This is a genomic window from Sporofaciens sp. SGI.106, assembly GCF_050314255.1.
Taxonomy (GTDB): domain Bacteria; phylum Bacillota; class Clostridia; order Lachnospirales; family Lachnospiraceae; genus Claveliimonas.
The window spans coordinates 35,328-57,969 of sequence record NZ_JBNPMZ010000016.1; the positions used below are offsets into that span (position 1 = coordinate 35,328).

General features: G+C 44.4%; 19 protein-coding genes. All 19 read right to left on the reverse strand.

Annotated elements, in window-relative coordinates:
- Positions 1-13 precede the first annotated feature (13 nt).
- Positions 14-1,102, reverse strand: a complete 1,089-nt coding sequence (locus ACQRCC_RS11525; protein ID WP_427850923.1) for a PucR family transcriptional regulator — start codon at positions 1,100-1,102, stop codon at positions 14-16.
- A 215-nt stretch (positions 1,103-1,317) separates the two neighbouring features.
- Positions 1,318-2,010 carry a WecB/TagA/CpsF family glycosyltransferase gene (locus ACQRCC_RS11530; RefSeq protein WP_427850924.1) on the reverse strand — a complete coding sequence of 231 codons (693 nt, stop codon included), beginning with the start codon at positions 2,008-2,010 and terminating at the stop codon, positions 1,318-1,320.
- 100 nt (positions 2,011-2,110) lie between these two features.
- Positions 2,111-2,308: a small, acid-soluble spore protein, alpha/beta type gene (locus tag ACQRCC_RS11535; RefSeq protein WP_427850925.1), complete on the reverse strand. Its 198-nt coding sequence runs from the start codon at positions 2,306-2,308 to the stop codon at positions 2,111-2,113.
- A gap of 70 nt (positions 2,309-2,378) precedes the next feature.
- On the reverse strand, positions 2,379-2,567 hold the full coding sequence (locus tag ACQRCC_RS11540) for a PspC domain-containing protein (RefSeq protein WP_427850926.1): 189 nt from the start codon (positions 2,565-2,567) through the stop codon (positions 2,379-2,381).
- Positions 2,568-2,570: 3 nt separating this feature from the next.
- A complete protein-coding gene (locus ACQRCC_RS11545) occupies positions 2,571-3,428 on the reverse strand; it encodes a DUF4097 family beta strand repeat-containing protein (RefSeq protein WP_427850927.1) in 858 nt (285 codons plus the stop codon).
- Positions 3,429-4,190 (reverse strand): DUF1700 domain-containing protein, encoded by a 762-nt coding sequence (locus tag ACQRCC_RS11550; RefSeq protein ID WP_427850928.1) that lies wholly within the window; start codon positions 4,188-4,190, stop codon positions 3,429-3,431.
- On the reverse strand, positions 4,187-4,510 hold the full coding sequence (locus tag ACQRCC_RS11555; protein WP_427850929.1) for a PadR family transcriptional regulator: 324 nt from the start codon (positions 4,508-4,510) through the stop codon (positions 4,187-4,189). The genes ACQRCC_RS11550 and ACQRCC_RS11555 overlap by 4 nt, the downstream gene beginning before the upstream one ends.
- A 150-nt stretch (positions 4,511-4,660) precedes the next feature.
- Positions 4,661-8,341 carry a helicase-exonuclease AddAB subunit AddA gene (addA, locus tag ACQRCC_RS11560; RefSeq protein ID WP_427850930.1) on the reverse strand — a complete coding sequence of 1,227 codons (3,681 nt, stop codon included), beginning with the start codon at positions 8,339-8,341 and terminating at the stop codon, positions 4,661-4,663.
- Positions 8,338-11,706 (reverse strand): PD-(D/E)XK nuclease family protein, encoded by a 3,369-nt coding sequence (locus tag ACQRCC_RS11565; RefSeq protein WP_427850931.1) that lies wholly within the window; start codon positions 11,704-11,706, stop codon positions 8,338-8,340. Before ACQRCC_RS11565 ends, addA begins: the two co-directional genes overlap by 4 nt.
- 12 nt (positions 11,707-11,718) lie before the next feature.
- Positions 11,719-12,957 carry a GTPase HflX gene (hflX, locus tag ACQRCC_RS11570; protein WP_427850932.1) on the reverse strand — a complete coding sequence of 413 codons (1,239 nt, stop codon included), beginning with the start codon at positions 12,955-12,957 and terminating at the stop codon, positions 11,719-11,721.
- 14 nt (positions 12,958-12,971) lie between these two features.
- Positions 12,972-13,499, reverse strand: coding sequence for a tetratricopeptide repeat protein (locus ACQRCC_RS11575; RefSeq protein WP_427850933.1), 528 nt, complete (start codon positions 13,497-13,499; stop codon positions 12,972-12,974).
- Between the two features lie 35 nt (positions 13,500-13,534).
- Complete coding sequence (locus tag ACQRCC_RS11580) at positions 13,535-15,394, reverse strand: heavy metal translocating P-type ATPase (RefSeq protein WP_427850934.1); 1,860 nt, start codon at positions 15,392-15,394, stop codon at positions 13,535-13,537.
- Between the two features lie 15 nt (positions 15,395-15,409).
- Entirely contained in the window at positions 15,410-15,769 is a 360-nt protein-coding gene (locus ACQRCC_RS11585) for an ArsR/SmtB family transcription factor (protein ID WP_427850935.1), read from the reverse strand.
- 182 nt (positions 15,770-15,951) lie between these two features.
- Complete coding sequence (locus tag ACQRCC_RS11590) at positions 15,952-18,342, reverse strand: heavy metal translocating P-type ATPase (protein WP_427850936.1); 2,391 nt, start codon at positions 18,340-18,342, stop codon at positions 15,952-15,954.
- Positions 18,343-18,510: 168 nt separating this feature from the next.
- Complete coding sequence (locus ACQRCC_RS11595) at positions 18,511-19,065, reverse strand: hypothetical protein (RefSeq protein WP_427850937.1); 555 nt, start codon at positions 19,063-19,065, stop codon at positions 18,511-18,513.
- A 25-nt stretch (positions 19,066-19,090) separates the two neighbouring features.
- Positions 19,091-20,503 (reverse strand): dihydrolipoyl dehydrogenase, encoded by a 1,413-nt coding sequence (gene lpdA / locus ACQRCC_RS11600; RefSeq protein WP_427850938.1) that lies wholly within the window; start codon positions 20,501-20,503, stop codon positions 19,091-19,093.
- A gap of 25 nt (positions 20,504-20,528) precedes the next feature.
- Positions 20,529-21,197 carry a uracil-DNA glycosylase gene (locus ACQRCC_RS11605; RefSeq protein ID WP_427850939.1) on the reverse strand — a complete coding sequence of 223 codons (669 nt, stop codon included), beginning with the start codon at positions 21,195-21,197 and terminating at the stop codon, positions 20,529-20,531.
- Between the two features lie 27 nt (positions 21,198-21,224).
- The gene (hisF, locus tag ACQRCC_RS11610) at positions 21,225-21,986 is read right to left on the reverse strand and encodes an imidazole glycerol phosphate synthase subunit HisF (protein WP_427850940.1); all 762 of its coding nucleotides are present in this window, start codon (positions 21,984-21,986) and stop codon (positions 21,225-21,227) included.
- Between the two features lie 16 nt (positions 21,987-22,002).
- Positions 22,003-22,608 (reverse strand): imidazole glycerol phosphate synthase subunit HisH, encoded by a 606-nt coding sequence (gene hisH / locus ACQRCC_RS11615; protein WP_427850941.1) that lies wholly within the window; start codon positions 22,606-22,608, stop codon positions 22,003-22,005.
- Positions 22,609-22,642 lie beyond the last annotated feature (34 nt).

The following is a 22,642-nucleotide window of genomic DNA, read 5'->3' on the forward strand; positions in this document are numbered from 1 at the left end:
TTCCTCCTAATTACTAATACTCCAACGACTCCATATACTTCATATATTTAACTACCATCAGCGCAATTTTAAAAGTAATCGCATCCTCAAACACCCGCAAATCCAGACCGGTACTTTTCTGAAGCTTGTCCAGTCTGTACACCAGTGTATTTCTATGAATATAAAGCTGTCTGGAGGTCTCAGACACGTTCAGACTATTCTCGAAGAACTTGTTAATCGTCGTAAGTGTCTCCTCATCAAATTCATCCGGAGATTTCCCCTCAAAAATCTCACGAATAAACATCTTGCAAAGCGGAATTGGAAGTTGGTAGATCAAACGTCCTATTCCCAGCGTACTGTAAGCAATCACCTTCTTCTCATCAAAAAATATCTTACCTACATCCAACGCAAGTTTCGCCTCTTTATAAGATTTGGAAACTTCCTTAATATCATTGACAATCGTACCATAGGCAATACGGACATCCTCTTCCCCCTCTCCCTTAAGGAGTTCAAGCATCTCATTTGCCATCCTGTCAAGTTCGATATGTCCATCATTTACTCCAAGCTCTTTCACAACAATAATATCTTTCTCATCTACTGCCGTGATAAAATCTTTGGCCTTATTTCCCAAAAGCCCCCGGACATTATCCAGAGTATTACTATCTTTTTCATGCTCCGTCTCAACAATAAAGATAACACGTCTTACATCAGTGTCAATATGTAATTTTTTGGCACGATTATATATATCCACCAGAAGCAGATTATCAAGCAACAGATTTTTAATAAAATTATCCTTATCAAATCGCTCTTTATATGCCACCAGAAGATTCTGAATCTGAAATGCCGCTATCTTACCCACCATATATACATCCTCCGTACCGCCGTTGGCAAGAAGGACATACTCCAACTGATGCTCATCAAATATCTTAAAAAACTGATATCCCTGTACTACCTGACTGTCTGCCGGTGATTCCACAAAAGAGAGTACTGCATCTTCATAGTTCCCCTGCTCAGCAAATGTACTTGCAAGAGATTTTCCATCTGTATCCATTACGCACAAATCAATACGTGTAATCCCTTTTAAACCATCGATTGTGTTTTGAAGTATCTGATTAGATATCATATTCCATCTCCTCCACTCATTTCAATATGCATTTTTCACAATGTGTTTATTATATATTTTCACCGATATGCATACTATTCATTCCTATATTAATATAAATAAACAATAAAATAAAGAGGAAATCAAACATTTTTGTTAATTTCCTCAGTTTTTTTTGCAATTATTCTCTTTTTCCGGCTTATACATAGTACACAAAAGGGTGAAAAAATATTTTTTCATTTCAATCCCTGTATCTGCATTTCTCTCTGCTTTTTTGCAATCTCTCTCTTAAAAATGCTGTGAATCATAAACTGCATCAGCCGTCCTTTGCGATTCTCGGTCTTATAAAACGACTTTACAGCCGTACCCACTCCCAACCATACCCGTGCATTAATGAGTGAGCGGTTCTTTACGATAAATTCTTCCCGCACCGGAGCCGACATAGCTGCAAATACACAGTCTGCCTCTCCGCCGTTTACCGCATTCACTACCATATCATCTGCACGGTCACTTGCCGATACTTTTGCAATTCCTACAATCTGTATGCCACTGTAGGCCTGCTCCAGATATCCATAAAGCTCCTCTGCATCCTGTTCTGTATCCACCAGAAGATATACTCTTACATGATTCTTATGCAGATATCTGAGTAAAAGCTTCAGATAAGTCCTGGTCTCCACTTCCTGTAGATGCCGGTGGTCCGTGATATGTGCCGCCTCGAGGATCTCCTTCTCCCCTGGAAGAAGCATGTCACATTTTCCAAGGTTTTCCTTCAGGGTCATGTCTTCTTTCGCATACATCAAAGTATCTGCCGTCACCATCTCTATGACGCTGAGAGGTTCGGTCTCCAGATAGTGTACTGTCTCTTTGAATGCCCGTTTTGCCGTATAATCATCTATATCTATGTCTAAAACACGAATTATTTCATTCATTCCATCACCTGCTATTTTTCTCCCGGTTGTTCGATTATAGCAAAATGGTTTTTCCATTTCAAGACTTGTCAATAATTGTTCACACTTCTTAATATTTCTGTTAATTTTGCCGTAACATCTCCCGCCTTTTTTTAGTAACAAGACCTCCTATCCTTCCTGTCTCTTTGGAAGACAGGGAACGCCATCCCTGTGTCATCACCTTATCAAGCAGCCCAAGTTCTTCAGCAATTTCGTATTTTAGTTTTTCCTCTTCAGTCAATTCGCTTAAAACAATCTTCTTTTCTTTATTTACAGACATATGTGCATACCCCTTTCTTTTTCAGGAGTATGCACATATATTAACGAAAATATTCATTTTAAGAACTCATTTACGGTTCATCCGGGATAACTATCGCTGCAATAATGTATGCAAGTATTCCGGACCCTGCTGACAGTGCAAACAATACCCAGGCAAGGCGGATCAGTGTCGGATCTATATTAAAATATTCTGCTATTCCTCCACATACGCCACAAACCATACGCTGATTTCTTGAACGATATAATCTTTTCTGTTCCATGATTTATTCCTCCTCTATAAAATTTACAGCAACACGTCCAACTCCGCAATCAATATTCATTGCTTTCATTGCCTGATTGGATTCCTGTTTTCTTACTCCGATTCCGGCATAGGAATCACCACCGATCTCTACCTCGCCAATTCCACAATCCACGTTATAATTATAATCCTGCTTTCTTCCTGTCGTTGTTAATTCAACCTCACCGGTACCACAATCAACATCCAGTTTTCCGCTGAATATACCAAATGCTTCCAGCCTTCCTGCTCCACAGTTTAAATCTGCTTCTGTTGACGAAAATTGATCAATCACTCCTTCTCCGGCCCCCACATCCAGGCCAAAGCTATCTGCATTCAAATTCTGTATATATACTCTTCCGGCCTTCATACTGATATCTACCTCTGCCAGTCTGTCTTTTGGAAGATAGAGCCATACCGTCCCTCCATTGCTAATATTATGAAGATTCTTTTTCGTAGTTATTTCAAGTTTATCTCCATCCTGATAATACCGAAGTCCCAGCCGGGAGTTTACGTTCGCCGTTTCCACACGAATATCATCCGTGCCGTCATTCTGCTCCATAATCTGAAGACTGAGCCGTGACACGTCCACTTCCACCTCCCGTACTCCCCGGAAGCTCTGGCTGTCATCCGACACACTCGGTGTCTCTCCATCTTCATACTCCGGCTCATATTCATCATCAAACCATATCAGGTCGACATTATCCACCAGACCGATTCCATTAGGAAATCTTGCCTGCACAGCTCCAACCGTGGCTCCCATGCCCACTCCGATCACGCATAACACCAGACCGATTGCCGCAGCTATTCCACAGGTGATCCAGAAAATCTTCCATCCTTTTTTCATCTATGCCACCGCCTTTCTTTTCTGAAATGGTTTGCGGCACAACCATACAATCCCACGGACAATTCCCGGGAAAACAATGATACATAGTCTTACTGATGCCACAGTTGCTATCACACCGATCACCGTAACAATCATACCGCTTCCGGTCAGAGCAAGACCTATTGCAAATTCTGTAACCAAAGTAATCAATCCTGTTACGAAGAGTGCAACACCTGCAATTGCTACTGCCACTGATCCAATAAGCAATGCGGCAAAAAGCGCAACCACTGTCACTCCCAATCCAAAAATCACACCAAGTATTCCCAGTGCCAGCGGAACTGCCACCGGAAAAGCACAAATTGCAATTGCAATAATTAAGATGATTTTCAATACTTTACTGGTTCTCGGCGGAGTCTCCTCACCCGTCTGTTTCCCCGTTTCGTTTTCCCTGCCAATTCCATAGTCATAGGCCTTGCTGTCTTTATATCCATTTTTCTCCTGAGCTGTCTTTCTCGTTGCCGGGGACTCCTTACTCTCAAATCTGGTATCTGTATATCCAGTCTCCCGATACTCAGAAGTATCATCCTCCTGAGTCTTCAGTCCTGCCTTTACCTCAGCAGCAACCTTCGCCGGGCTTTCCAGTTCTTCAATAATCTTTTCTTCATTCTCCTCACCGGCATCATCAAAATAATCATTATAATACTGCATTGCTTCTACCCGCTCTTCCGCCGATATATCCTGCAGTAATGCGGCAAGCTCTGTCATAAATTCTATGCGGTTCATGCAGTAACACCTCCCTCAAATAATTCATTAATCTTTCCGGAATATTTCTTCCACTCACTCTGATATAAGTGAAGCTGTGTTTTTCCGCGATCCGTCACCTTATAGTAACGTCTGTTTCTTCCGTCAAACTGTCGGTCATATACTTCCAGGCATTCATCCTTCTGAAGTCTGCGAAGCACCGGATACAGTGTTGACTCTGATACTTCAATCGCCTTCCTTACATCCTGAGTGATCTTATATCCATATGTCCCTTCCGGTTCTCTTGATACAACTGCCAGAACGATTGCATCCAAAAGCGCTGCACCGGTATTGAATACCATAGTATCACTCCCTTGCTATAATTTTATACAATATTATTATTTTGTTAATATTGTTCTTACAGTCATATTATATGTTATATAATATTGTTTGTCAATACAATATTGTACTAAAAAAAGAGAACACCGTATTCAGACGGCATTCCCTTCTCATTACATCCGGATTTCTTCTCCCAGTGTGATTGAATATATAATTTTCTCTTTTACATGCTTTCCTGTTATCTGCTCCAGGGCTTTTGCATAATACTCAAGCTGAGCATGATACTTTTCCACCAGCTGTTCTCCATGGTACACCTTATCCGTTTTGTAATCCAGCAGAACCAGCTCATCATTTTCCTCAAAATAGACATCTATGATTCCCTGAACCAGAATTGTCTCTCCTGACGTTCCTACATGTGCGGCATCTATCTTCGGATAGATTTCCTCCATTGGGACCCCCAATACAAAAGGCTGTTCCTTCCAGAGAAGTCCTTTCCTGGCTGCTCTTTGCATCCTCTGACCCGCATCACCCTCAAGAAACTGCTTGACATCCGCCGGCCTCACACATTCTGCCATTTCTCCAGCGATTCTGCCCGCCTCTGCCATGTCTCCAATGCTCTTTTCCAGGGACCGGATATCATAATCCTTTGTAAAATCAAGAAGTTCCAGCACTCTGTGATAAGCACTTCCCCTGGAAGCACCGGATACTTCCTTTTCTTCTTTTCGAAATCTGGGAATCAGTGGCACAACCGGTTCTTCTGTAATTAAAAGCTCACCGGCCTCCTCCTCCAGATACTCTCTTTTCTTAAGCTCGGACACGGTAAACTTTAATTTTTTGCCCATCAACTCATCAAACGGGTAAGAATACGAAAACTGGGCTTCTATCAGACTCCTCATTTCTTCATCAAATATCCGTTCCGTATCCCACTCTTCCAATGCTTTTCTGGTAAACAGATCCGATACCTCTTCTTCCATCTCCGCTTTTACCATATCCGGAAGATTCACCGTTTCCACCCTGACAGGAGTTTTTTCTCCCCTGCCCGCCAGAGCCGGCAATAACCAATCTATATAAGAAGAAACTCGCGACAGCCTTCCAAATGAAAGAGGGGTGACCGTCTCCGTCATTCCCTTCTTCTCTTCTGTAAGTCCCGGAATTTTGTCCGGTTCTTTCAACGTTCCGGTTATAATCAGCTTTTCTTTCGCCCTGGTAAGCGCCACATAGAGTACACGAAGTTCTTCTCCCAGTGTTTCCAGCACCTCTTCTTTTTGTATCACCCTCTTCAAAAAAGACGGCGTTTTCATGCGTTGCTCCACATCCACACTGTCCAGACCCACACCAAGACCAGCATGAATCAGAACACTCCCTCTGGTATCCTGCAGATTAAATCTTTTGCTCATCCCGGCAACAATGACAACCGGAAATTCCAACCCCTTACTCTTATGTATACTCATAATACGGACACTGTCCGACTGTTCATCCTCCATAGCAGCTTCCCCGTAATCCACCTCATACTTCTTCAGCTGTTCAATATACCGAATAAAATTAAATAATCCTTTGTAACTTGTTCCTTCAAATGCCATTGCCTTCTCCAACAGCATTTCCAGATTTGCCCTGCGTTGCTCCCCGCCCGGAAGAGCAGACACATAGTCCCGGTATCCGGTCTGGTCCATAATCTTCCACAAAAGCTCATGAATTGATGTAAATGGAACCATTTGCCGGAACATTTCTATCTGTCCCAGACAAGCTGTAAGTTTTTTTCTAATTTTCTCAGAAGAGATTACTTTATCAGCAGAATTCTCAATTTCATCTCCCCGGGCATACAGGCTTACCGCCTGCCAAAAGGGTCGATTTGGGTACGTACTTCTAATCACCGCCAGTTCTTCATCACAAAAGCCGCCAAAAAAAGAGCGAAGTACCGCCGTCAACGGAATATCCTGCTTCAGATTATTAATAATACTCAAATAATCCAATAACACTCCTATCTCCCGTGTCTCGAAATACCCTTCCCTGGTTCCCGCACAGACCGGAATTCCTTCACGCATCAGAACCTCCGTAAACACATCACAGAATCCCTTTACACTTCTGGTCAGAATAACAATATCCGAATGCCTTACCGGTCGGAGCTCTCCATTTTTTTTATCCGTAACCATCTGAGAATCCAAGAGTCTCTTTATGATTCCTGCAATCGCCCGGGCTTCTGTCTCTCTTGCCGGAAGAGAAACATTTACCACATTTCCACCGGCATTTCCTGTATACGGAATATCTTCCAAAACTTCTTCATATTCCGTATCGACCAGCAAAACCTCCGTCTCATTCCCCGGCACAGGCGCATAATCCGCCCCCACATATAATGCCGCCTGATCATCATAGACCACACCGCCAAGCGAACGGGTCATGATCTGCCGGAACAGAAAGTTTACACTGTCTAATACCTCTTTTCGGCTTCGAAAATTTTTATGCAGATCAATTCTCTGTTCCTTACTATCTGACAGAGAATAAGAATCGAATTTTTCCATAAATAATTCTGGTCTGGAAAGCCTGAACCGGTAGATGCTCTGTTTCACATCTCCCACCATAAAAAGGTTGTAGCGTCCATCCGCCACACCGGACACACTGGTCAGAATCGTTTCCTGTATCAGATTACTGTCCTGATACTCGTCAATCATAACTTCCTGAAATTGTTCCTGATACTCTCTCGCAACTCTGGAAGGAACCCTTCCTTCCTCTGTCTTATCTGTAAGAATCTGAAGCGCATACTGCTCCATATCATCAAAATCAATGATATTGCGCGTCCTCTTTGCCTCCTCAAACGCTGCCGCGAATGCACAGGTAAGCCGCGCCAACACATCCATCATCGGTGCACAGCTCTTCATGCCCTCCAGCACATCTTCTAACGGTTCTGTAAAATACTGCTCTGCCGCCGATTTTATGATTCCCTTAACCTCTTCACGAATTGCCTTTGCCTGCGCTGTTTTTTCTTCAGACACATCCTTATCCCGGTTAGGTGCAAGCCTTGCCCATACAATATTCTGACTCACCTCATAAAATTCTGCATAAGTTTTTGCACTCAGAAAAGCTTCTGCCTGATGCCGGTCTGACACAAACGCTTCCTCATACATATATGGTCCTTCTGCGCTTCGGCATACTTCGATTCCTTCCTCGATCATTGTCAGTGCACTCTCCATATATCGGCGCACATTTTCCGTTGCAGTCTGAAAATAAGGGGAAGCTTCCAGTTCCTCAGCCGTATCAATCCGGTAAGATTTTACACAGGTCTTCAGCCATTCCTCACTATCCGGATAACTTCGGGAAAATTCATAAAGCTTTAATAATAATCCCTCCAGCTTTTTATCATCCCTTCCATCTGCATATGCCTCTGTAAAATCCAGAAACTGTGGTTCTCCCTCTTCATACCAGGACTCCAGAAGCTGATCCAGTACATCGTGCTTCAGAAGCTTCAATTCCCCCTCTTCACCAATCCGAAAACCTGGATCCAGATCTATCTTATGAAAATGTTCCCGGATTACCGACAGGCAAAAACTGTGTATCGTAGTAATCTGCGCATTGTGAATCAAAGTCTCCTGCCGCTTTAAATGTTCATTTTCAGGATTTTCTTCCAGTTTCTTCTCAATCGCATCTCGAATTCTCTCCTTCATTTCAGCAGCAGCCGCTTCCGTAAAGGTGACAATCAAAAGCCGATCCACATCCACCGGATCATTCTCCCGCACCAGCATGGAAATGATTCTTTCTACCAGTACAGCCGTCTTTCCGGATCCCGCCGCTGCCGATACCAGAATATTCCGATTCTGAAGATCAATCACTTTCTTTTGCTCTTCTGTCCATACCACGCTCATGACTGCACCTCCTCTCTGCCTGTATCCTGACGCATTTTTGCAATTGCTTCTTCTCTCGAAAGTTTGGAAATATTCCGGTATCCATATCCAGGAATATGCTGATCAAATCCACAGATATGACGATATCCGCAGTAATCACACCCTGTTTTATTTCCCATACGGTATGGCATTACTGACACATCGCCCTCCAGGATCTGACGATGGAGCTGTTCCACTTTCTCCCCGGCATAAGCTGACATCGTCTCGAACTCCTCCGATCTCACCGCTTTCGAAGTCTTCGCAAGTCCTCCGCCCTTTTTTAGCTTAACCGGAATCGCCAGAGATTCTCCGGCATTGTCCCCGGCCATACTCCGATCCAGATGCCGAAGTGATTCCTGATCCAGATTCACGATTCCATCCGGTCGAAGCTCTTTCAATATCATCTTCTCCCTCTGACCTTCATCTTTCGTTTTCTCCACAAAGGGATCTCTGATTCTGTAATAAAACACCCCTGCCGGGATAACGTCTTTCTGTGGATACCACTGCTGTGCCGCATTCACTGCAGCGTTCATATATACCATCAACTGCAGCTGCAGCCCATGATAAAGCGCAGAGATATCAAACTCTTTCATACCCGTCTTATAATCCAGCACCTTCACATAGACCTGGTCTCCATCCACACAGGTATCCACCCGGTCAATCTTACCACTTCCAAATCGAAGCTCATATGCCGATGGCTTAAAATCGCCTCTTTCTAGCTGATTCGTAAGCGCCCATACCGTACGTTCCATCACACGTTTCATGCGAGTAATCATGTGTTCATTCCGAAAAGAACTGTAAAGAACGGAATTACCATAATCTGCAATTGCCAGTTCCAGACTCTCTGATACATACTTTTTTTGCTCCTCCTCGCTGATTTCCGTCCAGCCCCGACCCTCTTTTTCCAGTTTACGGGAATAATATTCTATAGCCTTATGAAATACATTTCCCATATCTACCGCCTGAAATTCAAATTCCTGACGTTCCTTAAGTGCCAGCCCATACGTCAGAAAATGAGCAAATGCACAGGCTGAAAACCGCTCCATTCTGGTGATACTGTTTTCAAAATGCTCCCCGTAAAGCTGTCTCGCCGCAGCCTCACTGATCTCATCCACCGGTCTGTGATAAAATCCTGCGTCCAGAATGGCTGCAATTCTTCCTGCCCAATCCGGGTTTCGCTGATACCAGCTGTAGAGTTCCATCCATGCACTTCCCGATTTTTCACTTCTCATCCTCAGCCCTTCGATCAGATCCGCCACAGCTGTATTTTCCGAAATTTCCTTTTCCCGCAGCGTCTTCTGACTCTCATCCACCACCGACAGATTCGGAAAAATTCTTCGGATCTCCTGAACGAGATAGGACGGTCTCAGGCTCTTTCCTCCGGAAGACACACGACTATAATAAATATGGAGCTTTCGGGTAGGTTTCGTCAGATTCAGATAAAGATAAAACTTCTGCACATAAGCCTGTTCTTTTCCTCCCGGGGTAAGAGAAATCTTCTCTTTCTGAAATTTCTCCCTGTCCCGCTCTCCCAGAAGTCCGGTTCGCATCAATGCTCCCGGAAGGTATACATCATTCGCCCCCAGGAAAAGAAGGGCTTTAATATCCCGAAGTCTTGTCCTCTGCATATCTCCGACAACCACCTGGTCCATACCCGGCGGGATTACACCTACTTTAGCCTCATTCAATCCGGCATCCAGCATATCACAGTATTCCTTCAGACTCACCTGTTCCTCTCCCAGAAGTTCTACAAATTTATCAAACAATCCCATTACGATTCCATATATCTGCGCATACTCTTTGGCAAGCGCCAGCTCCCCTCTCTCAAGAAATGCATCCTCCTGCACCTTCAACGTCTGCTGCATCCCTTCCGCCACCAGAAAATCATAGAGAGCCTCCGTAATGTCCCGCACCGTCTTCCTCCGCTGGCGAAGCACAAACACCAGACCATCCAGTTTCTCAACCAATTGTCTTCTGAGATGATTCACACTATCCAAATCCTCTTCCTTCATCCCAGGCAGAAGCCTTACCCATTTTTCCTGCCATTTCTTATATCCCCTGATTCCAAGCCCCAGCACATAATTATCCAGAGTATCCAGCTTCTCATGCTCAAAAGGAAAATATCCGCTTCTCAGGAAACGAAATACACTGTCATAAGTAAATCCCTGCTCCACCATAGCAAGCAGGCTCCTTAAATACTCCACAAAAGAATTCAAAAGTATACTTCTCTTATGATCCATAAAAATCGGAATTCCATATTGAAGAAAGGCTCGTTCCAGATACTCTCCATATGTATTCATATCCGTGACAATCACGCCAATCTCCCGATAACGATAGCCTTCCGTACGAACCAGACGGCGAACTTCACCTGCTGCTGCCATTGCCTCTTCTCCCGGGTTGGTTGCTTCATGGATTACTACCGCCTTCTGCTCTTTTATGTATGACTCCCCTGTATAACGAAATAAAGAAGACTCAAGCCATGCCAGAGCAGGTTCTTCCCGGAATCTGAAAAATGGTTTTTCCTTCATCCATACAGGTTCTTTTATCTCAACTCCCTCTTTCTTTGCAATAGCTATCAGAGATGAAACTGTCTTCTTACTCATCCCAAAGAGCTGGTACGGATGCTGATATACATAAGGATTCTCTCTCTCATCAATAGTCACCGTAATCCTTACATCAAGACACAGTTTCATAAGCTTTGCAAGCAGACGGTTCTGTACCGGTGTAAATCCGGTAAATCCGTCCAGAACGATACAACTTCTCTTCAACAGTTCAGATTCCTCTGCCACTTCGCAGAGCACATCCAGCACCTCTTCCTTTGTAATAAATTTATCCTTCAGATATTCCTGAAATCCTTTCTGTAAAACCAGAATATCCTGTAGCTTATAATACAAATAAGACTCTTCTCCTGCCTGCTTCATTACACGTTCTATTTCATCCGATCCGATATCATACTGGGTAAACTCAGAGAGGACGGATTTCACCTCACTGATGTATCCCAGCTTTTTCATATTTCCCCTCAGAACCTTAAGATTGGATTCACAGGTTCCCGCAATTCGTCGAAGAATCAGATTTTTGCCCTCATCATCCAGAACAGGTGTATTACCCTTTCCTGTTTCCTCAAAAATACGGTACGCCAAACGCCCGAAACTGAGCACATCTATATTCATAATCCCCTTTTTTTCATGCATCAAAACAAGGTCCTTCTGTGTCTGCATCGTAAACTGCTCAGGCACCAGGACCATGTAATTTAATCCGGGATTTCTCCCGGATTCCTCAATAACTGTTTTATAAAGATGATGGGATTTTCCGGAACCGGATCCACCCAGAATAAATTGTAACGCCATATACCGTCCCCCTCACATAATGCTTTCATAAATTCTGGCAGGTACATAAGCTTTTACCGCAATTCCATCTTCCAGATACTCTTCTTCGATCAACTCTCCATATCTTCGGATCAACTGGATCTTTGCCGCATCTTTATACGGATACAGCTTCTCTATGGCAATTTTTTGTCCACGAAGAACAGATTCAATCTTCTCTAAAAGTGCTGTAACACCCTCTCCGGTTTTTGCCGAGATAAAAACTGTTTCATCCGCTTTAAAATCCCGCACAGTCATCCTTTCCGGCATAAGATCACATTTATTAAATGCTGTGATAATCGGCTTATCCTGAACCCCCAGCATGGACAACGTCTCATACACAATGTACATCTGCTCATCCATCTGTGGATTGGCCACGTCCACTACATGTAGGATGATATCTGCATATTTCGCTTCCTCAAGAGTACTGCGAAAAGCGTCCACCAGATGATGCGGAAGTTTCCGGATAAACCCAACCGTATCTGTCAAAAGGATCTCCTGTCCACTCTCCATACGATATCCGCGTGTAGTAGGATCCAGCGTGGCAAACAGCTTATCCTCTGCCAGAATCCCTGCTCCGGTCAGAAGATTCAAAAGTGTGGATTTTCCTGCATTGGTATATCCCACAATTGCCACCACCGGCATATGATTCCGGTTTCTCTGTTCACGTGTTACTTCACGATGACTTTTTACTTCCTTAAGATCCCTGTTTAATTTTGCTATCCGGCTCTTAATTAATCGCCGATCCATCTCCAGCTTCTTCTCACCCGGTCCTCTGGTACCGATTCCGCCTCCCAGTCTGGAAAGCGATGTTCCATATCCGGTCAATCTGGACTGACGATATTTGAGCTGTGCCAGTTCCACCTGAATCTTTCCCTCACTGGTAGATGCACGGGATGCGAAAATATCCAGAATCAAAAGTGTTCTGTCCATAATTTTTGTGTCAAGTTCATCTCTTAAATTACCAAGCTGAGCCGGAGAAAGCTCGTCATCACATATGATTCCCGTAGCCTCCGTTTCCCACAGAAGGTCTTTGATCTCTGTCAGTTTTCCCTTTCCAACATAGGTTCCCGGATGCATCTGTTCCCGTCTCTGCAGAACTTTTCCGACTGTAACCGCACCTGCAGTCTTCGCCAGTTCCTCCAGCTCCTCCAGAGATTTCTCAGCATCATCATTATCCTGTGTACTGATACCCACCAGTATCACCCGTTCCATTTCCCGTTCTAATTCTATCATCAATATTTCCTGCCTTAGCGTGTCTCTAAAAATTCTGCTTCCTTCGCTGCTCTCTCATCATCCGGATAATCTTTCACGTATTCCTTAAGCTTCGTTCTGGCACTTTCATAATCACCTGTCTGCTCATAAGCAGCAATCTCATTAAAACGCATCTCCCGCTTCATCTCATCACTGCAATCCTCCGAAGCAATTCCCAGTCGATAATAATTCAACGCACTTTTCGCATCTCCCAGCTTCATCTCACAGCTGCCCAGAAAATTATAAAGAGTTGCCGTGGCCTCTGCATCCTGCTCCAATGCGGATTGAAAAGCTGTCAGGGCGCCTTCATAATCTTCTAATTCCCATCTGGCAATTCCTATTCCTCTGTAAGCATCCGCTTCATTTTTTCCTTTTTCAATTGCCTCCTCAAACTTTCCGATTGCTTCTTCATACTTTCCTTCTTCCAGCAATTCCACCCCTTCTTCCGAAGGATGAGCACCACAGCCAACCAGTGAAATCGCCAGCATAAGAGCCGCTGTTATTGTTCCCAGATTCTTTTTCATATATTCCTCCATCTATCTACTATGCAGATTGTCTTTTACGCCTGATATTTTACCACCCAGGCTGCATTAATTACTGAAATTATCATAACCCCCACATCTGCGCACACAGCTTCCCACATACTGATGTAACCAATTCCGGCAAATAGCAAAATCAAAAATTTTATCATCAATGCGAAAGAAAGATTCTGCCCTACTACCCGGAGAGTTTCCTTCGCAATCTTAATAACATCAATAATTTTAGGAAGATCATCTTCCATCAGCACGACATCTGCAGCCTCAATAGCCGCTGCGGAACCGAGTGCTCCCATGGCAATTCCCACATCCGCACGTGCGAGAATGGGTGCATCATTCATTCCATCTCCTACGCACACTACCTTTTCCATAGCACCCTGCCCCTGAAGGAACTCTTCTACCCGTTCCATCTTATCCTCCGGCATGAGACTGGTATATGCATAATCCATCCGAAGCTTTCTCGCCACCCGCTTTCCTGCATCTTTACTGTCACCGGTCAGCATAACAAGAACAGCATGATAACGTTCCTTCAGGACATCCATCATTTCCATTGCTCCCTCTTTTATCTCATCTGCAATCACGATGTAACCGGCATAGCGATCTCCTATTATAATATACAGTACCGTTCCGTCTGTTTTAACTTTCTCAGTCTGTACTCCATACTTCTGCGCCATCCGATAGTTACCAATATGTACTCTTTCTCCATCATAGCTGGCACTGATTCCAAGACCGGATTCTTCACGAATCTTTTTCACCCTGCGCTTATCATAAGTTCCTTTATATGCTGTACGCAACGAATGCGCAATTGGATGATTCGAATAACTCTCAATATGAGCCGCTATTTTTAAAAGTTCGTCCTCACTCATACCAACAGCCTTAATCTCTTTTACCCGAAATACACCTTCCGTTAATGTACCTGTTTTATCAAAAATAAACGTATCTGCCTTCGTGAGATCCTCCAGATAATTACCGCCTTTTACCAGAATCCCCTGTCTTGCAGCACAGGCGATACCGCCCAGAAAAGCTACTGGCGTAGACATGATAAGTCCGGCCGGACACGCCGCAATCAAAACGACCAGCCCTCTGTATACCCAGATTTCCCAATCCAGTTGAAAGAAATAAACGGGTACAAAAGCAGTGAGAGCCGCCAGAAGCATTACGACCGGAGTATATATCCGGATGAATTTTGCAACAAAATTCTCACTCTCCGACTTATGATTCTGTGCCTCCTCTACCATTTTCATAATTCTGGAAACCGTAGAATCCTCATATATTCTCAATACCTTTGCCTCGATCACACCAGTCAGATTAATACTGCCGCTGTAAATAACATCTCCGACTCCCGCTGACCGTGGCATCGCTTCACCGGTAAGCGCTTTAGTATCCAACGAAGTAGTACCTGCCACGATCTCAGCATCAACCGGAACTCTTTCTCCCGGCTTAATCACAATGATGTTATAAAGCTTAAGTGCCGACGGAACAACCCGGAATTCTCTTCCCCTTACTTTTCTCGTTGCATATTCCGGTCGAATATTTATAAGATCTGCGATCCTGCGCTTCGTGCGATCCACCGACAGGGCTTCGACAAAATACCCTGCTTCAAATAAAAGCATAACAAAAACAGCCTCCTGATATCTTCCCACACCAAAGGCGCCCATTGTTGCCAGTATAATCAGAAAATTCTCATCCAGAATCTTTCTATTTGAAACATTCTCACTAAATTTTCGAAATGCCTCGAATCCAATTACAAGGTAGGTAACAAAAAACATAATATATTTTACTCTGTCCGTTATCAGCATACGGTTAACAGCATACAATACTACCAGATAAATTAAAATTCCAATACCAAGGACCAAACCCCTTGTCTTCAACTGTTTTGTCATGCGTATTCTATTCCTCTACTCTGCAATGTGCTCCATTCCCTGACTGATAATCGTCTGGATATGATCATCTGCCAGCGAATAATAAACTGTTTTACCTTCTCTTCTGTTTTTCACCAATTTTGCCTGTTTTAAAATCCTGAGCTGATGTGAAATCGCCGACTGCGTCATACCCAGAAGTTCTGCCAGATCACAGACACATACTTCCGCCTGAAGCAGAACACACAAAATTCGAATTCTTGTGGCATCACCAAAAACCTTATAAAAATCAGCCAATTCCCGCATGGTATCTTCTCCCGGCATCGTATCCTTTACCTTTTCAATAGCAGTATCATGTGTTGCCACAACATCACAGCATTCCACTTCTAATCTTTCCATACCGACTTTCCTCTTTCTATCATATATGAACATCTGCTCATTTGTTAATTATGCCAAATGCAGCTTTTTATTTCAACAGTTTCAACTAAAATGACACCAAAGTTAACAGTTTTTTATCATTTCGTAACTTTAGTGTCATAGTTGGGGGCTTTTGCCCCCCAACATCTAATAATATCTATATTCTAATCTTTTTTTCGTCCTGTCGCCAGAACACGAATGGAATTCATAACACAGAGCATGGCAACTCCCGTATCTGCAAACACCGCCATCCACATATTCGCAAAGCCCAGAAAGCCCAGAATCATGACCAGAGCCTTAACCGTCAGCGCACCGGCTACATTCTGCATAGCAATCCGTCCGGTTGTCCTGGCTATCTCTATGGCCTGGGAAATCGCACTCACAGATGAATTCATAAATACAACATCTGCAGCCTCTATAGCCGCATCGGCTCCGCTTCCCATTGCTGCCCCGACATCGGCTCCCGCAAGCACCGGAGCATCATTAATTCCATCTCCCACAAAAAGCACTGCCCCATGACGGCTTCGGATATCCTGAAGCTTTGACAGCTTCTCTTCCGGAAGAAGTTTGGCGTATACTTCGTCAATTCCTGTTATTCGAGCCACCTCCTGTGCACTGTTCTGAGCATCTCCGGTCAGCATGGCTGTTACCAGATGGTGCTGTTTCATAACCCGAATAGACTCTTTTGCATCCTCCTTAACGGTATCGGCTATCACCAGATAACCGGCAAATCTTCCTTCCACCGCAACCAGCACTTCTGTTCCGTACTGCTCGTTGTGATAACCATCAATATCAACTCCCCGCTCTTTGAGAAAAGTCTGATTACCACACAGGATCTCTTTTCCTTCACATACAGCACGAATGCCCTTTCCGGATATTTCTTCCACTCCCTCCGGACGAACAAGCGGAAGCTTTCTCTCCCTGGCAGCCTCCACAATGCTGATTCCTATAGGATGCGTTGAACCAAGTTCGCACTGAGCAGCCATTTTCAATATATCATTCATCTCCTGATTCTGATACGGAACGATGCTCTGTACCCGAAACTCTCCTTTTGTAATGGTTCCGGTTTTATCCATAACAACAGCCTTCACATCCTTTAACGCTTCCAGTGCAACGCCTCCCTTAAACAGAATACCCTGTCGGGACCCTGCTCCGATACCGGAAAAGAATGCCAGCGGCACACTTAATACTAATGCACACGGACAACTGATAACCAGGAAGGTAATCGCGGTATATATCCAATGCTTCCAGTCTCCCGTTATAAGTGACGGAATTACTGCCGTTGCAATAGCCGCCAGTACCACCACCGGTGTATACACTCTTGCAAACCGTGTAATAAAACGGTCCAGCTTTGGCTTTCCTGCCGCCGCATTTTCCACGGAATTTAAAATTCTGGTCACCATTGACTCACCAAGCGGCTTCATCACTCTCATCTTCAGCAGACCCTGACCATTAACACAGCCTGACAGAAGCTCTGTCCCTTCCTTCACAGCCACAGGGACAGGTTCCCCGGTTACCGGAGATGTATCCAGCCTGCTCTCCCCGTCAATCACAACTCCATCCAGAGGAATTCTGTCCCCGGGACGAATGAGCAGGATATCACCAACACATGCCTGCTCTGCCGGAATCACCAGAACCTCCTCACCATTCATCCGGTTCACAACCTCCGGACGCATATCTACCGCATCCATAATCTGAGAACGGCTTCGCTCCACTGCCACATGCTCAAATAATTCTCCTATCCGATAAAACAGCATAACACCCACTGCCTCTGCGAAATCACCGATAGCCAGAGCAGCCAGTGTAGCAATACTCATAAGGAAATTCTCATCAAACACTCTTCCCTTTAAGAGATTTGAAAATGCCGTCCTTACAATCTCCTGCCCCAACGCCAGGTAGGCAATCAGAAATACAATTCGGAAATAGATTGTCTCAACGCCTGTCTGTTTCATAATCACTCCTGCGGCAAAAAGAACTGCTCCTCCGATAATAGGCAGAAGATCTGATTTATTTTCCGCAAAGAATCCTCGTTTTCCCACATGGTTTTCTCCAGTCTTTCTTTCTGCTTTTACTTCTTCCCTTGGTGTTACGGTCACTTCGCTTTCTATGGAACTGCATATCTCCTGAAACTTCGGCAGCAGCTCTTCCTGATGATCAGCCGCCACCCGAAGCTGTTTTGTGGCAAATGTAATACTTGCCATCTTTACACCCGGCAGCTCCTGTATCTTCTTCTCCATCTTAGCGGCACAATTGGCACAGCCCAAATTCTCCAGAATATATACTCTCTGTTCCACACCGGCAGATACAGATGTAAAATCCGGTTCATGATGATGTTTATGATGCCCATGGTCATGGTGATGTTCATGGTGCTCCTCATGATCATGATGATGACCACAGCAGCATTTTTCATCGTGTTCATGGTGATGATGTTCGTGTCCGCAGCCACATTTTTCATCGTGATGGTGCTCATGACCGCATCCACATTCTTCATCGTGGTGATGTTCGTGACCACAGCCACAATTGCAGCTTTCTCTGTTTTTATCTATTTCTGTCATATCTCTCCTCCTATACATATGAATATCTGTTCATATGTTCATAATTAAATATAAACATAGTTTTAGATAAATGTCAAGAGAGATTTTCAAAGTTTTCATATAACAAAAATCTCTGATAACCAACCCCTTTACCGAGTTCTGCCATCAGAGATTTTTCCATCTTATTTTCTAACCATTCTGGTTCGCTTTATTCGCACGTTTCTTCTTTGCCAGGCATTCCATCAATTCATTTTCTCCCTCAAAGATTCGGGAAATACGGAAATTTTTCTGAATCGTGTATACATGTTCATCCTGGAATACTTCCTCGAAAAGTTCCTTCGGATTCTTCACATCACGCATGCCCGGACGCTCTACTCCATCTGCTTTTACCGCAACTGTTCCATCAAATACGATAGAACTTCCCTTTACTGTGGAACGGGTCACATTAAGAACCTTGTAATAAATGAACTCGTTTCCTGCACGGGAACTGTACGTCGGATAATAAATATACACATCGTCACCTACCAGAAATATACGATATGTAGAATTAATAAACACATCATAAAAAAGTGACAACATAATAATAAAGATTGCAAATACGCATACGGTAAATATCGGGATGCTGTGTACAAAATAATTTGACACGACTGCGGAAATAAATATCGCCGCAACACTGACTCCCAGTACCGTCATCAGATACCCTCTTCTGACATCCATAATTGTTCTTGTCTGTTTCAGTTCCATGATTTTGTCCTCCTTCTCTCTCCTTTTACTTCCTGCTATTTTCAACTGCACATGAAATAGCCTCGTTAAATGTAGGATGCGCACGCATCGCATACATTAACTGCCTTGATGTAAGGCCATTGGCCAGTGCAGTAGCAAGCTCACCAATCATGTCCGTTGCTCTCGGACACATAAGCTGTGCTCCCAGAATTACATCACTGTCTGCCGCGAAAAGCACTTTGATAAATCCCTGTTCCTCTTTCGTAATGATAGACTGACCGTTGCCATTCATTACATATCTGCCGCAGCGCACCGGAACACTCTTGCGCCTTGCCTCTTCTTCGGTAAGTCCCACAGAGGCAATCTCCGGTTCCGTATAGAGACAGCTCGGCACGATCGATATTGGGGTAAACAGGCAGCTCGGAACCATAGATAATATAACCGATGGCTTCAGATTATTCATCCTCTCCACCACATAGGTAGCCTCTGCCGATGCCACATGGGCAAGCTGAATGCCTTCTATGACATCTCCCACCGCATATATTCCCGGAATGCTGGTCATAAAGAATTCGTCTACCACAATTTTCCCTTTTTCCAGTTTAATAGGAACACTCGGATCAAAGAGTCCCTCGGTATTGGCACTTCTTCCAACCGACACCAGTACACCTTCCACTACGATTTCCTGATTGCTTCCATGGCTGACAAACCGGCATCCCAGTCCGTCTTCCTTCTGCTCTACTCTCTCCAGAATACTTTCTTTGTAAATCTTAATGCCCCGGTGTGCCAGCATTTCCTCCAGTGTCTGGGAAAACTCCAGATCCATATTCGGAAGCAGGCGGTCGGAAATCTCAATAATCGTTACGTCTGTTCCCAATGCATTGAATACCGTAGCAAGCTCCAGACCAATCACGCCACCTCCCAGAATCAGGAGGCTTTTATACTGACTTTCATTGGAAGTCAGAAGCTCTTCACTGGTCATGACTCCCGGAAGTTCCATTCCCGGAATATCAGCCATATTCGCCTTTGCCCCGGTAGCTATCAGAATATTTTTTCCAAGATAATCTGTGGCTGTCCCTTCAGAATCCGTCACCCGAACCCGCCTGTTGCCTATGATCCTGGCATCTCCATGAATAACAGTAACTCCAAGCACTTCAAATTCTTTTTCCAGATCCTCCCGCATCTCTGCCGCAGACAGATCCTTATATTCATAAATTTTCTGCAGATCAAAACTCACCTTCTCCGCAGAAAGACCGAATTTCTCACATTCTTTCATTTCCCGGTACAATGTAGCCGCATGAAGCAGCGCCTTAGTAGAAATACATCCCCTGTTAATACAGGTTCCTCCTACCGGTCCCCGGTCAATGATCGCAGCCTTCATTCCCAGACCTGCAGCTTTTTTTGCCGCCACATAACCGCCCGGTCCTGCACCGACGATCAATAAATCATACCTTGTCTCCATACAAAATCCCCCAATATGTAATACACTATTCTATCTGCCAGTCAATCGGCTCCAATCCATTTGCCACAAGGAAATCATTCGTTTTACTGAATGGTTTACTTCCAAAAAATCCCCGATATGCAGATAATGGACTGGGGTGCGGTGCCTCCAGTATCAAATGTTTCGGATTATGAAGCATAGCTTTTTTTCTCTGTGCCGGAGCCCCCCATAATATAAATACAATCGGTCTGTCCTGACTGTTCAGCGCCATAATCGCGGCATCAGTAAATTCCTCCCATCCGATTCCCCGATGGGAATTCGCCTGATGCGCCCGCACCGTCAGCACTGTGTTCAGCATCAGCACTCCCTGCTTTGCCCATTTCACCAGATAGCCGTGATCCGGAATCGTACATCCCAGATCATCATGAAGCTCCTTATAAATATTCACCAGCGAAGGCGGAATATCCACGCCTTTCTTTACGGAAAAACACAGCCCGTGTGCCTGTCCCACATTATGATATGGATCCTGCCCCAGAATCACCACCTTAACCTCCTTAAGAGGCGTCAGATGAAATGCATTGAAAATGTCATCTGCCGGTGGAAATACAAGATGCGTACGGTACTCCTCATTTACCTTATTGAATAGTTCTTTATAATATGGCTTTTTAAACTCTCCTTTCAGAGCCTCCAGCCAGTCATTATTAATTGCTGCCATACAACTATATCCTCTCTTCAAAGCATCCTAAAGCCGCACCGATACTCCCTCCCGGCGCAGGTATTCTTTTACCTCTTTAATCTCAAGCTCTTTATAATGAAACAGAGATGCCGCAAGCGCCGCATCTGCCTTGCCTTCTGTGAGCGCGTCCTTAAAATGTTCCAGTGTTCCTGCTCCTCCTGAAGCAATCACAGGAATGGATACTTCCTCCGCAATGGCTCTCGTCAGTTCCAGATCGTATCCTGCCTTGGTTCCGTCACAGTCCATACTGGTCAGAAGTATCTCACCGGCTCCTAATTTTTCAACCTTGGCTGCCCATTCCAGCGCATCGATTCCCACATCAATTCGTCCGCCGTTCTTGTAAATATTCCAGCCGCTTCCATCTGCTCTGCGTTTGGCGTCAATCGCCACCACTACACACTGACTGCCGAATTTTTCTGCAGCCTCGGAAATCAGGTTCGGAGTATTAATTGCAGAAGAGTTGATAGATATCTTATCCGCACCTTCCCGCAGAAGTGCCTTAAAATCTTCCACCGTACGGATACCTCCGCCAACCGTAAATGGAATGAATACCGTCTCTGCCACCTTCCTTACCATATCAACTACTGTTTGTCTTGCATCAGAGGATGCTGTAATATCCAAAAATACCAGTTCATCTGCCCCTGCTTTATCATAGGCCTTTCCAATCTCCACCGGATCACCGGCATCCTTCAGATCTACAAAATTTACCCCTTTTACCACCCGACCGTTATGAACGTCCAGGCAGGGAATAATTCTCTTCGTATGCATTCCGTCTGTCCTCCATCTATAATTCCACAAAATTTTTCAATATCTGTATACCAATATCACTGCTCTTTTCCGGATGGAACTGACAGGCAAATACATTATCCTTCTCAACAGAAGCATGAATAGTTGTACTGTATTCCGTAGTTGCCGTTACAATATCTTCGTCCTCCGCTTTCAGATAGTAGGAATGAACAAAATATACATATGGATTCTCCGGCAGTCCCCGGAACAGCCGACCCTCCCTCGGGAAATCCAGTGAATTCCATCCCATATGAGGAATCTTAAGTCCTTCCTTATCCGGGATCCTGAGTATCTCGCCTTTTAATATGCCCAGTCCTTCCACTCCGGGTGTTTCTTCACTGCGTTCAAACAAAAGCTGGAGACCCAGACAGATGCCAAGAAACGGTGTTTTTTTATCCACCACCTGATGGATAATTTCATCCAATCCATATTGACGGAGCTTGCCCATAGCATCACCAAAGGCGCCTACTCCCGGAAGAATCACCTTATCCGCACGTAAAATCGTTTCTTTGTCACGGGTAATCTCCACCTCCTGTCCCAGAAGCTGCATAGCTTTTTCAACGCTTTTAATATTACCCGCATCATAATCTATCATTGCAATCATAATCGTCCTGTCCTTTCTCATTTCTTTTTTAGTT

Bases quoted from the DNA above. Each gene is read 5' to 3' on its own strand.
- hisF (WP_427850940.1), bottom strand. From the start codon at position 21,986: ATGCATACGAAGAGAATTATTCCCTGCCTGGACGTTCATAACGGTCGG.
- hflX (WP_427850932.1), bottom strand. From the start codon at position 12,957: ATGATAGAATTAGAACGGGAAATGGAACGGGTGATACTGGTGGGTATC.
- ACQRCC_RS11540 (WP_427850926.1), bottom strand. From the start codon at position 2,567: ATGGAACAGAAAAGATTATATCGTTCAAGAAATCAGCGTATGGTTTGT.
- ACQRCC_RS11580 (WP_427850934.1), bottom strand. From the start codon at position 15,394: ATGACAAAACAGTTGAAGACAAGGGGTTTGGTCCTTGGTATTGGAATT.
- ACQRCC_RS11590 (WP_427850936.1), bottom strand. From the start codon at position 18,342: ATGACAGAAATAGATAAAAACAGAGAAAGCTGCAATTGTGGCTGTGGT.
- addA (WP_427850930.1), bottom strand. From the start codon at position 8,341: ATGAGCGTGGTATGGACAGAAGAGCAAAAGAAAGTGATTGATCTTCAG.
- ACQRCC_RS11575 (WP_427850933.1), bottom strand. From the start codon at position 13,499: ATGAAAAAGAATCTGGGAACAATAACAGCGGCTCTTATGCTGGCGATT.
- ACQRCC_RS11585 (WP_427850935.1), bottom strand. From the start codon at position 15,769: ATGGAAAGATTAGAAGTGGAATGCTGTGATGTTGTGGCAACACATGAT.
- ACQRCC_RS11595 (WP_427850937.1), bottom strand. From the start codon at position 19,065: ATGGAACTGAAACAGACAAGAACAATTATGGATGTCAGAAGAGGGTAT.
- ACQRCC_RS11605 (WP_427850939.1), bottom strand. From the start codon at position 21,197: ATGGCAGCAATTAATAATGACTGGCTGGAGGCTCTGAAAGGAGAGTTT.
- ACQRCC_RS11565 (WP_427850931.1), bottom strand. From the start codon at position 11,706: ATGGCGTTACAATTTATTCTGGGTGGATCCGGTTCCGGAAAATCCCAT.
- hisH (WP_427850941.1), bottom strand. From the start codon at position 22,608: ATGATTGCAATGATAGATTATGATGCGGGTAATATTAAAAGCGTTGAA.
- lpdA (WP_427850938.1), bottom strand. From the start codon at position 20,503: ATGGAGACAAGGTATGATTTATTGATCGTCGGTGCAGGACCGGGCGGT.
- ACQRCC_RS11530 (WP_427850924.1), bottom strand. From the start codon at position 2,010: ATGAATGAAATAATTCGTGTTTTAGACATAGATATAGATGATTATACG.
- ACQRCC_RS11550 (WP_427850928.1), bottom strand. From the start codon at position 4,190: ATGAACCGCATAGAATTTATGACAGAGCTTGCCGCATTACTGCAGGAT.
- ACQRCC_RS11545 (WP_427850927.1), bottom strand. From the start codon at position 3,428: ATGAAAAAAGGATGGAAGATTTTCTGGATCACCTGTGGAATAGCTGCG.
- ACQRCC_RS11555 (WP_427850929.1), bottom strand. From the start codon at position 4,510: ATGGTATTCAATACCGGTGCAGCGCTTTTGGATGCAATCGTTCTGGCA.
- ACQRCC_RS11535 (WP_427850925.1), bottom strand. From the start codon at position 2,308: ATGTCTGTAAATAAAGAAAAGAAGATTGTTTTAAGCGAATTGACTGAA.
- ACQRCC_RS11525 (WP_427850923.1), bottom strand. From the start codon at position 1,102: ATGATATCTAATCAGATACTTCAAAACACAATCGATGGTTTAAAAGGG.